The sequence below is a fragment of the Brachyspira sp. G79 genome, assembly GCF_002379365.1.
Classification (GTDB): domain Bacteria; phylum Spirochaetota; class Brachyspiria; order Brachyspirales; family Brachyspiraceae; genus Brachyspira.
The window spans coordinates 85,223-95,776 of record NZ_JQIU01000007.1 but is presented as its reverse complement, the minus strand read 5'-3'; the positions used below and the strand labels follow the sequence as shown (position 1 = coordinate 95,776).

Below are 10,554 nucleotides of genomic sequence, written 5' to 3'. Positions count from 1 at the left end.
ATACCTATGTTAGTTATTCTGACCCCCATATCAATTTTCTGATTATGATAATAAAAAATTTAATACAGCTAAAGATATAGCAAGTGAATATAATGTTCCTTTTATTAATTTTAATTTAAACTATGATGACTATAATTTGGATTTTTCTAAAGACTTTAATGATCCAAATCATTTAAATTATAAAGGTTCTGCTAAATTTACAAGGTATCTAGGAAAATATTTAAAAGAAAATTATGATTTGCCAGACAGAAGAGGCGACCCTAAATATTATTCTTGGGAGATGAATGCTAAATATGAATATAAAAATGTGTATAACTTTGAATTAAAGCAATATACAAATTTAAATGAGTACATAGAAAAAGTAAAAATGCTGATGATTATGTTATAGGTATTACTATGCTTGGAAATTATCAAAATAATGATGCTATTGTTAAAAGTGTAGCTACAAATTTTAATATTAATAACATATATTTACAAAATGCTTCTTATATTATAGATAATAACAAACTTATATACTCTTCTAAAGGATCTAATCAGTATTTATTTCACAAAGAGATAGGAAATTACACTGATTTAGTTGTTCAAAATGGGCAAAAGCTATCTATTAATAGAGTGAATTATATCAGAACTCAAAATGGTATAAACATGATAATTTATGATAAGTTTACAGAAGAAATAGTTGATAATATATATTTGGAATATATAGGCAATGCTATTAATCCTACAATTAAAAGATAATAATTTATTTAAATAAAAATCAGTCAAAGTTATTATTATAAATGAGTATTAGTATATTTAGAAACAAAGTTTTATGTATAAAAAACGGAGCCATTAAAAAATAACAGCTCCATTAAGTGTATTTTATTTTTTATTCCCATTCTATTGTTGCAGGCGGTTTTGAGGATATATCATAAACAACTCGGTTAATACCTTTTACCTCATTTATTATTCTGTTTGATATTATACCTAATACATTATAATCAATTTTAGCCCAGTCAGCAGTCATGGCATCAACACTTTCTACTGCTCTAACTGCACAAACCTGTTCATATGTTCTGCCGTCTCCCATAACTCCAACACTTTTTACTGGAAGAAGAACTGCAAATGACTGCCATAATTTTCTGTAAAGCCCTGCTTTTTTTATTTCATCTACTACTATATCATCAGCCTCCTGAAGTATTTTAACTCGCTCTTCTGTAATGTCTCCAAGTATTCTAACGGCAAGACCAGGTCCGGGAAAAGGCTGTCTGTATACAATATCTTCTGGTAATTTTAATTCTAAGCCAATCTCTCTAACTTCATCTTTAAATAATTCTCTGAAAGGCTCTAAAAGTTTAAATTTCATATCTTTTGGAAGTCCGCCTACATTATGATGGCTTTTTATAACAGCAGAACTTCCCCTTAATGATACACTCTCTATTACATCAGGATAAAGAGTCCCTTGTGCTAAAAATCCTACATTCTCTATTTTTTTAGCTTCATCATTAAATACATTTACAAATTCATGACCTATTATTTTTCTTTTTTTCTCTGGGTCTGTAATACCTGCTAATTTATCCAAAAATCTCTTTGAAGCATCAACATATATTAAATCAATATTAAAATTGTCTCTGAATACTTCTACTACTTTTTTGTCCTCATCTTTCCTTAAAAGTCCGTTATTGACAAATATGCATTTTAACTGTTTTCCTATAGCTTTTTCTATTAATACAGCAGCCACTGAAGAATCAACTCCTCCAGAAAGACCAAGTATTACGTTTTTATTTCCTACTTTTTCTTTTATTCTCTTTATCTCATACTCTATAAAAGATTCCATATTCCAATTTTTTTCGCATTTACAAATATTAAAAAGGAAATTTTCTATAATTTTTATACCGTTTTCTGTATGAACAACCTCTGGGTGAAACTGTATAGCATAAATATTTTTTTGTTTATTTTCTATAGCAGCTAATTCTGTATTCGGTGTATTTGCTATAAGTTCAAAACCTTCTGGTATAGATTTTATACTGTCTCCATGACTCATCCATACAATATTCTTTTTGTCAAATGATTTGAATATACTTTCATGATTAGTTATTTCAATTTCTGCTTTTCCATATTCGCGTTTTTCTGCACTTTCAACCTTTCCTCCCATAGAATATACTATTATCTGCATACCATAACATATACCAAGTATAGGAATACCTAGTTCAAATAAGGTTTTATCAACTTTCGGGGCATCTTCTTCATATACACTTGAAGGACCTCCAGAAAGTATTATCGCTTTTGGATTAAATTCTTTTATAAAATCTATTGAAACATGAAAGGGGTGAATCTCTGAATAAACATTTAATTCCCTTATTCTTCTTGTAATAAGCTGAGTAAACTGTGAGCCGAAATCTAGTATTAAAACTTTATCTATATTGTTTTGCATATATTTCCTCTTTATTATTTGAATACATTAATGATTAATTGAATAATATTATATCAAAATAATAAAATTTCAATTAATAGTTATCATAATATTCAATAATTACTCAATGTAAATTGTTTTTTGTATAATTAAAATTCTTAATGATTCTATAATATCATAAAAATATAGTTTTTGTATAAATCATCGTTATTTCTCTGCTATATTAATAATTATTAAAAAATAAAAATTTCATAATGGCGGTCTTTATTTTTTATTAATATTTATTATACAAAATCATTTTTATTTGTTTATAGTACGCATATCTATTACATATCTGAATTTTACTTTTCCATCTATAACTTTTTTGTATGCTTCTTTTATAGTTTGAGCGTCTGCTTTTATTATTTCTACACTAGGGTAAATATTGTTTTCTATAGAATAGTTAAGCATTTCCTGAGTTTCTTTTATTCCACCTATTAAAGATCCGAATAATTTTTTACTGCCATGAGTTCCTATCATAGCTGTAAGAGTAGGCATTTTGGAAGTTCTAGGAAGTCCTAATAAACACATAGTACCCCCTCTTTTAAGCATACGCATATACATGTTTACGTCATAGTATGCTGGTATGGTACTTATTATATAATTAAGAGTATTATTAATATTTTTTAAGTCTTCTGCATTATTTACATTAACATATTTTACTGCTCCCATATTTAAAGCATCGTCTCTTTTATCTTCTGTAATGTCAAAAACTGTTACTTCAGCACCTAGTTTTACAGCATATTTTACAGCCATAGATCCAAGCCCTCCAAATCCTGCAATACCTATTTTATCACCTTTTTTTACATTCATAGCTTTTATAGGCGAATAAGTAGTAATACCTGCACAAAGAAGAGGAGCAACCTTATCAAGTTCGGCATTATCTGGTATAAGTATTGCGAATTGTTCAGACACCACTATATTATCAGAGTATCCGCCTTGAGTTATCTCATTGCCATGAAATCTATCTCTTGAACCGTAAGTATAAACTGCTCTATTTAAACAATACTGTTCTAAATTATCCAAGCAGCTCTCACATTGTCCGCATGAGTTTACCATGCATCCTACACCTGCAAAATCACCCACCTTAAACTTTGTTACTTTACTTCCTACTTGTATGACTCTGCCTGCTATTTCATGTCCTACTACAATCGGAGTACTGCTTGATTTTCCTTCAACTACGTGTATATCACTATGGCATATTCCAGCATAAAGTATTTCTATTAGCACATCATTCTCTCCTACAGCATGCCTTGTAAACTCATGATATTTAAAATCCATATTGGATGAAACTGCTGCAAATCCTCTTGATTTTACCCTTCCGTTTGCATTGGTTTGTATATTAATAGGGGATTTTTTAAGATTTTGATTATACATTGCATTTGAAGAGTTATTTTGATTATTATTATTTTGTGAAGTTGTTTGGGCACTAGATGAATTATTGCATGACAGTACATACAATATTGATAGTATAGTTATTAATATAGCTTTTTTCATTTTATAATCTCCTTAAATAATAGATTTCTATAATTATATTATATCATTGAAGTAAACTCCAGAGTCAATATTTTTTCTATTAATTTTTTAATAAAATTTTATTTTAACTCCCTCCCATTTTATATTATAGTTTTATTTATTATTATTGTTATATTATTATTTATAAACTTTTACTGTTGTTAATAACTCCCACCCTAGCTTTATTTAAATTTACAGTTTTCACAACGCACGTTAAGTAAAATTCTAAATATAAACTAATTATAAATTCTAATTTTTATTATATATTAGATTCAGCTAACCGTGCGTAGAGAAAGATTTTTAAATTTAATAAACACTTGGGTGGGTGCCTTAATTTGTAATCAGACTATAAAAATAATAAAAATTAGAATGTGAAAATAAAACAATAAAATATAAAGGGTGGGGATGTAAATAAAATTTTAAAATATAAAAAATTATTTATGTTATAATTATATATATTTTATCTTCATCATATAGTAGCTAGCAATGTCAATTTTTAGCTATTTTTTTAAAAAAGAGTATAGACAAATCTAAGTACTTCGCATACTAAATCCTAACTATAAATTGAAAATACTATATATTAAATTGCTATAATAAATATTCATTAAAATAGTTTTGAAAAAAGTATATTATTATATATAAAAACTTACAATCTGTATAAAAATAAGAAATTGAAATATATAATTTATTTGTAAAAAAATTAAAATAATAAACTTATTTCAAGTCCCACTTTAGTTTCATAGCCAAAATAACTTGAAGCCCCTCTAGGCTTACCATAACCTACTTTCAAAGCTACTGCATATCTGTAAAACTCTATACCAAGCCCGAAGTTAACTGCTGCATGCCACGGATCTTTTATAAGTCCTAATTTATCTTTTTTATCCAAAATGGCGGCTATATTTATTCCAGTTATTAAACTGATTTGATCTTTATATAAAGGAAATCTATAATCAAGACCAGTATGTATTCTAAATAATTGAGGACTGTTTCCTACAGCATTATAAGAAATTTCAGAGCCTAAATATATACTGAAATTTTTGATATAATAATAAACTGCTATAGAACCAAATTCATAACTGCTGCCGCTTTTTATTGAAGTATCTCCTTTAAAACCGTCTACCAAATGTGTTGACTGATGATACATTGGTATAAATCTTATTTTCATATTAATACCAACAAGATTCTGAAGCCAAAGATCAGCAAATACCATAAACTGCCCAGAAAAATCATATACATCAAATAATCCGCTGTTTCTTCCAAGTATAGATATTTCCATAGCTCCGCCCATACCTACAGAAAAATATTTATTTCTGTAAAACATTATCTCACTTGCAAGACGACCCTCTACATATACGGATATTGATTTAAAATCCCAATTAGCATCTGGGGCTATAAGTGATAAATTCTTTTCTACATTAAAGTTTTTTCCAAATAATATACGACCTATAAAAGCTCTAGGATCCTGCCAGCCCATATAGTATTTATCAACACTATATATACGAAAAGGATTAGTGAAAGTATAATCATCTGATAAATAATTTATTTCATTATTATTGTTTAATTCATTTTCCTGAGTATATAAAAGTAATGATGATATAAATAATAGCATTAATGATAAAATAATCGGTTTCATTTTTATTTCTCTATTTATTATTATTTTTATTATTTTGAATTGATATATAATAATATAATAAATACTTTTTGACAATATATATTATGCAAATAAAAAGGCAATGATAAAAAATTATCACTGCCTTATATAATACTATTAATTCAATTTTTTAGGTATTCTAACATTCTTCAAAGCCTCTAATCTTTGAACTATAGCCTTTTCTACCTCAAAATTACTAGGTTCTACATTATCAAAACTATATTTACTTGCAAGCGTCAAAGTCTCTTTTTCCTGAACATAATTACGCATTCTTCTGTAAATTAGAGACATTCTAAAAAGAGACAATTTCTGTCTATATCCGTTAAGATAGGACTGTCTGTAATAATCAATTGCAGCTGTACCTCTGTTTCTATTTCCGTAATGTTCTGCCAATCTGAAATATATTCTTCCTTTTTCTTTAGTTACATAAGTATTTTCAGCCATAGCAATAATTTCTTTTTCTATATTAGCATAATTATTTTCATCGATTAACTTTTCATAAATATATAGAAGACTAAAATAAGCATCTAATTTATAAGCAGGTATTGTAAGATTAGTAGCTAAATTAATAGCTTTTCTGTACTCTTCTATAGCCAAACGATAAGAAGCAGCACCGCCTTGCTCAGCAGGACTTCCTCCCTCTTTTTCATATATTAAGCCCAAAAAATAATGAGCGTCAGCATTATTAGGATAATACATAACAGTTTTATTCATAATATATAAAGCATAGGGAATATCACCATTATATATGGCTCTCTTAGCCTCACCTATATATACCCAAGCTGGCTCCAATTTTCCGTTAAATAATGAACTGTACATATTTGTATCTATTGTAACAGTTCTTGCTGTATCAGCTGTTCTATTTGGAACATTAAGAGACTGTCCCTGTGCATATACATATAAAGTGCTGAGTACCAATATATTAAATATTAAAAATATACGTTTCATAAATAAGCTACATCAAAATAAATATATTATATAAATACTTATCGGTATAATATAATTTTTACATTATATAATTTTTGCCTTAAATGTATTAACTATTCATATACTTTTTTACTATCTCATCATCTTCTAAAGCTGTTAGTATTTCCACTCCGTCTTCTTTTACAGCGACTGTATGTTCATAATGAGCTGATAATGATCCGTCTCTAGTGATAATAGTCCAATCATCATCTTCTATAAGTATGGCATGATGCCCCATATTAACCATAGGCTCTATTGCTATAACCATATTAGTTTTAAGTATAGGTCCAGTACCTTGTTTTCCTCTGTTAGGTACTGCTGGCTCTTCATGCAAATTAGCACCTACTCCATGACCTTGAAATTCTCTTACTAAAGAATAACCTGCATCCTCTGCAGTTTTTTGTATAGCATAAGAGACATCACCCAAATGAACACCATTTTTAATTTGTTTAATGCCATTAAAAAATGACTCCATAGTTTTATCAATAAGCCTTGAAGCCTCTTCCGATACATTACCTACTTTAAAAGTAAATGCTCTGTCTGAATGATAGCCTTTATAATATACGCCTATATCAAGACCTATTATGTCACCATCTTTTAATATCTTCTTTTTGCTTGGTATTCCATGTATTACTTCATTATTAATAGAAGAACATATAGAACCTGGAAAAGGAGGGTTACCATATCCTTTAAATGAAGGTTTGGCGTTATGCTTTCTTATATAATCGTATACAAATTTATCTATCTCTTTTGTTGAAATACCAGGCTGAACAATCTTTTCTACTTCTTTAAATACATTAGCTAATATATGACCGCTTTCACGCATTAAATTAATTTCTGCTGGAGTTTTTATTTTTATAGCCATTTTTATATACCTTTATTAATTAAAAAATACTGCTGCTGTTTTGAGAATTGCTGTCAAAACTATTATTCTCTGCAGATGATGTATTATTTTCTATATTATTATTATTTTCTAAATTAACAGATGTAGAATTATTAGCATTATCAAAAGAGTTATCCTCCATTTTTACACCAGTAAATGATTCCTCAACAACTTTTGAAATATCTTTTTTCTGACCGCCTGTAATAGTCATTTCGCCCTGTATAACAGCACCTTCGCCTACATCTATTTTAGGAGCTTCTATATTTCCTAAAACTCTTCCTGTTTCTATTAGTATTACCTCTCTTCTGGCATCAATATTTCCAATCAAAGTACCTGCTATTGTGATACTTTCTGTAATAATTGTACTAGTTTTTACTTTACCATTAGGCCCTATAACTAAATGTCCGTCTATTTTTAATTCGCCTTCAAATTTCCCGTCTATTTGAAAAGAACCTTTAACAATAAAAGTACCTTTAAATGATGAGCCGTCTCCTATAACACTGTTTATCATATCTCTTTTTGCCATAAATTTAATCTCCTAAATATATAGTTTGATTTTATAAGATACTTATAAAAAGTCAATATCATCGATTAGTAAACTGCTACTACAATATTATAACATATTTTTATTATTTTTTCTATTTTCTAGGTTTGCAAAAAAGCACTGTCTCACCGCCCCAAGGAGAAAATGTCCTTATATAATACTCATAATTTTCTGTTATTTTCTTTATAAATACTGGAACTTTATAAAAATCCTCCATAAAAAGTTCGCCTCCATGATAAATAGCAATGGCGAGAGAAGGTCTTAAACTTTTAATAGTATTTACTGATCCTTTAAGTATATCCATCTCAGCTCCTTCAACGTCCATCTTTAAATAGTCTATTCTTTCTACATTATTATTTGTTACAAATTCATCTATTGTAATAGCATTCATCTTAACAGAAGGCGTATCAGGAGTCATAGATACAAAATCAACCGTTTCGCTTTTAATAGAAAAAAGAATATTCTCAAGTATAACATTATTTAATTTATATTTTTCTTTTATCAACTTTAAAGTATCAAATGCGTCTTTATCAGGCTCAAAAGCATATATTTTGGCATTATCATTGCATCTTTTGGAAAAGAAATAAGCCGTATCTCCCTTCCAAGCTCCTATATCAAATACTATGCTGTCATCTTTTACTTCAAAAATATTTTCTACATTATACTGTTTAAGCCCAAATATATAAAAAAGAAGAAAGTTCTCTATTTCGCTTGGATATTTATATTTTTGTAAGGCAAATAATAGTCTCTTGAATCCCCAAGAAAATATATTAATAGAACCGTACTTCATACTTAATTTTATTTTTTCTTTATTGTTATTAAAAGCACCTTTATAAAATGATAGCATATATCTGTATTTTACTATTTTTTTAAATAATATTTTTGAATAATTTTCATTAAGCATATTATAAAAAATATTAAAATTATCTTCTTCAATCATAGCTTTTATGAAATTATCATTCTTTTCTATTTGCTCTATTTCTTCTTTAGTGAATTTATTTTTTACCGTATTTCTGCACTCTTTTAATAATTCTATTACATCTTTCATAAAAAAATATACCTACAAAATAATATAATTAATTTTTTGCAATATTTATTATATTTTTTAAATCTATTTTACCTTCATATATAGCTTTACCAACTATAGCCCCATTAACATTCATGTCTTTCAATTTTATAATCTCTTCTTCAAAAGTAACTCCGCCTGAAGCTATAATATTGCAGGAAAGTTTTTCTCTTAACTCTTTATATATCTCTAAATTAGTACCAGATAATTTACCATCTTTTGAAATATCAGTATATATGATAGTATCAATACCCATTTTATCAAGTTTAATACAAAACTCTACAGAATCCAGTCTTTTAATCTCTTTCCAGCCTTTTACTGCTATCATTCTTTCTCTTGAATCTATAGAAACTGCTATATTCTCTTTATATTTATTAATCATACTTTCTGTAAAATCTATATTTTCAACAGCGGCAGTACCCAATATAGTTCTTTTTACACCTATATCTAAATATTTTTTTATAGTATCCTCGTTTCTTATGCCGCCGCCTACTTCTACAAATAAACTGCATCTTTTTATTATTTTTTCTATAGTCTTAAAATTAATAGTCTCTCCGTTGCTTGCACCGTCCAAATCAACGATATGAAGATACTCACTTCCGCTTTCTATAAAAAAATCAAGAACTTCTAAAGGGTCTTTGAAATAAGTTGTTTTATTATTATAATCGCCTTCTACAAGTCTTACTACTTCTCCGTTTTTTAAATCTATTGCTGGCAGTATGTTCATATTTATAAATCCCTAATTATTATTTCCTTTTATTATGATAACATTATAACATATTATATAAAAATAAAAATCATTTTACAGTTTTAATAGACAATTATATTATTAATAATAAAATCAATAATATCAAAATTCATTTTATTTTCAAAAACTCCGATATAAATACAAAATAATTTAAAGTTTGCAGGTTCTATCATGATTAAAGATTTATATATAAGAAATTTCAGAGGTTTCAACTCTATTAAAATAGATAATATGAAAAAAATAAACTTTTTGGTTGGAAAAAATAATTCTGGAAAAACTACTGTACTTGAAGCAATAATGCTTATACTCTCAGAATCACGCATTAATATTATAGAAAATATAAAAAATATAAGCAGAATTAAAGAAAATAAAGCTGAAATTAAAACACTCTTTTATAATTTTGACTACAATAACAGTATAAATTTTAATTATAACAAATATGATAATACAAACTATGATATAAATATTAACCCAATACTAAAAGACGGTAAGATACTTAATGATGATAATATAGAACTAAATTACAGCGTTATTATTACAAATGAAGATTCTGATTCTATAGAAGAAAAAAAATGACAATCCCAAATATAAATAATACTATATATATGATGAACAGGAAAAATGAAAATATAGATAATAAAAAAGAAGTATATATACCAAATATTATAGAATATCAGTCAATTAGTAATTACTTAATAGAAATTAATAAAAAATAAAAATGAGCAGCAATTAATAGAAATGATTTCATTT

At 27.1% G+C, this 10,554-nt stretch carries 12 protein-coding genes; 4 read left to right on the top strand and 8 right to left on the bottom strand.

The features are described from left to right. Positions 1-136 precede the first annotated feature (136 nt). Both KQ44_RS14635 and KQ44_RS14630 read left to right on the top strand, forming a co-directional pair. Positions 137-388, top strand: a complete 252-nt coding sequence (locus KQ44_RS14635) for a hypothetical protein (RefSeq protein WP_240516399.1) — start codon at positions 137-139, stop codon at positions 386-388. An 8-nt stretch (positions 389-396) separates the two neighbouring features. Next, positions 397-738, top strand: coding sequence for a hypothetical protein (locus KQ44_RS14630; protein ID WP_240516398.1), 342 nt, complete (start codon positions 397-399; stop codon positions 736-738). A 130-nt stretch (positions 739-868) separates the two neighbouring features. Here KQ44_RS14630 and guaA read toward each other — a convergent pair whose 3' ends face one another. From guaA to hisA, 8 genes are all read right to left on the bottom strand, one after another. Beyond that, on the bottom strand, positions 869-2,413 hold the full coding sequence (guaA, locus tag KQ44_RS00515) for a glutamine-hydrolyzing GMP synthase (RefSeq protein ID WP_096735783.1): 1,545 nt from the start codon (positions 2,411-2,413) through the stop codon (positions 869-871). 279 nt (positions 2,414-2,692) lie between these two features. Further along, entirely contained in the window at positions 2,693-3,928 is a 1,236-nt protein-coding gene (locus KQ44_RS00510; protein WP_096735782.1) for an NAD(P)-dependent alcohol dehydrogenase, read from the bottom strand. Positions 3,929-4,646: 718 nt separating this feature from the next. Further along, positions 4,647-5,579, bottom strand: coding sequence for a hypothetical protein (locus KQ44_RS00505; protein ID WP_096735781.1), 933 nt, complete (start codon positions 5,577-5,579; stop codon positions 4,647-4,649). A 135-nt stretch (positions 5,580-5,714) separates the two neighbouring features. Continuing rightward, positions 5,715-6,545: a hypothetical protein gene (locus tag KQ44_RS00500; protein ID WP_096735780.1), complete on the bottom strand. Its 831-nt coding sequence runs from the start codon at positions 6,543-6,545 to the stop codon at positions 5,715-5,717. 88 nt (positions 6,546-6,633) lie between these two features. Next, positions 6,634-7,428: a type I methionyl aminopeptidase gene (gene map, locus KQ44_RS00495; RefSeq protein ID WP_096735779.1), complete on the bottom strand. Its 795-nt coding sequence runs from the start codon at positions 7,426-7,428 to the stop codon at positions 6,634-6,636. Between the two features lie 19 nt (positions 7,429-7,447). Beyond that, positions 7,448-7,972, bottom strand: coding sequence for a polymer-forming cytoskeletal protein (locus tag KQ44_RS00490; RefSeq protein WP_096735778.1), 525 nt, complete (start codon positions 7,970-7,972; stop codon positions 7,448-7,450). A 112-nt stretch (positions 7,973-8,084) separates the two neighbouring features. Then, a complete protein-coding gene (locus KQ44_RS00485; protein ID WP_096735777.1) occupies positions 8,085-9,038 on the bottom strand; it encodes an FkbM family methyltransferase in 954 nt (317 codons plus the stop codon). A gap of 28 nt (positions 9,039-9,066) precedes the next feature. Continuing rightward, positions 9,067-9,783: a 1-(5-phosphoribosyl)-5-[(5-phosphoribosylamino)methylideneamino]imidazole-4-carboxamide isomerase gene (gene hisA, locus KQ44_RS00480; protein WP_096735776.1), complete on the bottom strand. Its 717-nt coding sequence runs from the start codon at positions 9,781-9,783 to the stop codon at positions 9,067-9,069. 192 nt (positions 9,784-9,975) lie between these two features. On the opposite strand from hisA, the gene KQ44_RS00475 reads away from it, so the two are divergent. After that, positions 9,976-10,380, top strand: a complete 405-nt coding sequence (locus KQ44_RS00475; RefSeq protein ID WP_240516397.1) for an AAA family ATPase — start codon at positions 9,976-9,978, stop codon at positions 10,378-10,380. Beyond that, the gene (locus tag KQ44_RS14625) at positions 10,377-10,520 is read left to right on the top strand and encodes a hypothetical protein (protein WP_240516396.1); all 144 of its coding nucleotides are present in this window, start codon (positions 10,377-10,379) and stop codon (positions 10,518-10,520) included. Before KQ44_RS00475 ends, KQ44_RS14625 begins: the two co-directional genes overlap by 4 nt. Positions 10,521-10,554 lie beyond the last annotated feature (34 nt).

What these genes read in the sequence shown, in the direction of transcription:
- KQ44_RS14630 (WP_240516398.1), top strand. Translation starts at nt 397, where the DNA reads ATGCTTGGAAATTATCAAAATAATGATGCTATTGTTAAAAGTGTAGCT.
- guaA (WP_096735783.1), bottom strand. Translation starts at nt 2,413, where the DNA reads ATGCAAAACAATATAGATAAAGTTTTAATACTAGATTTCGGCTCACAG.
- KQ44_RS00510 (WP_096735782.1), bottom strand. Translation starts at nt 3,928, where the DNA reads ATGAAAAAAGCTATATTAATAACTATACTATCAATATTGTATGTACTG.
- KQ44_RS00505 (WP_096735781.1), bottom strand. Translation starts at nt 5,579, where the DNA reads ATGAAACCGATTATTTTATCATTAATGCTATTATTTATATCATCATTA.
- KQ44_RS00500 (WP_096735780.1), bottom strand. Translation starts at nt 6,545, where the DNA reads ATGAAACGTATATTTTTAATATTTAATATATTGGTACTCAGCACTTTA.
- map (WP_096735779.1), bottom strand. Translation starts at nt 7,428, where the DNA reads ATGGCTATAAAAATAAAAACTCCAGCAGAAATTAATTTAATGCGTGAA.
- KQ44_RS00490 (WP_096735778.1), bottom strand. Translation starts at nt 7,972, where the DNA reads ATGGCAAAAAGAGATATGATAAACAGTGTTATAGGAGACGGCTCATCA.
- KQ44_RS00485 (WP_096735777.1), bottom strand. Translation starts at nt 9,038, where the DNA reads ATGAAAGATGTAATAGAATTATTAAAAGAGTGCAGAAATACGGTAAAA.
- hisA (WP_096735776.1), bottom strand. Translation starts at nt 9,783, where the DNA reads ATGAACATACTGCCAGCAATAGATTTAAAAAACGGAGAAGTAGTAAGA.
- KQ44_RS00475 (WP_240516397.1), top strand. Translation starts at nt 9,976, where the DNA reads ATGATTAAAGATTTATATATAAGAAATTTCAGAGGTTTCAACTCTATT.
- KQ44_RS14625 (WP_240516396.1), top strand. Translation starts at nt 10,377, where the DNA reads ATGACAATCCCAAATATAAATAATACTATATATATGATGAACAGGAAA.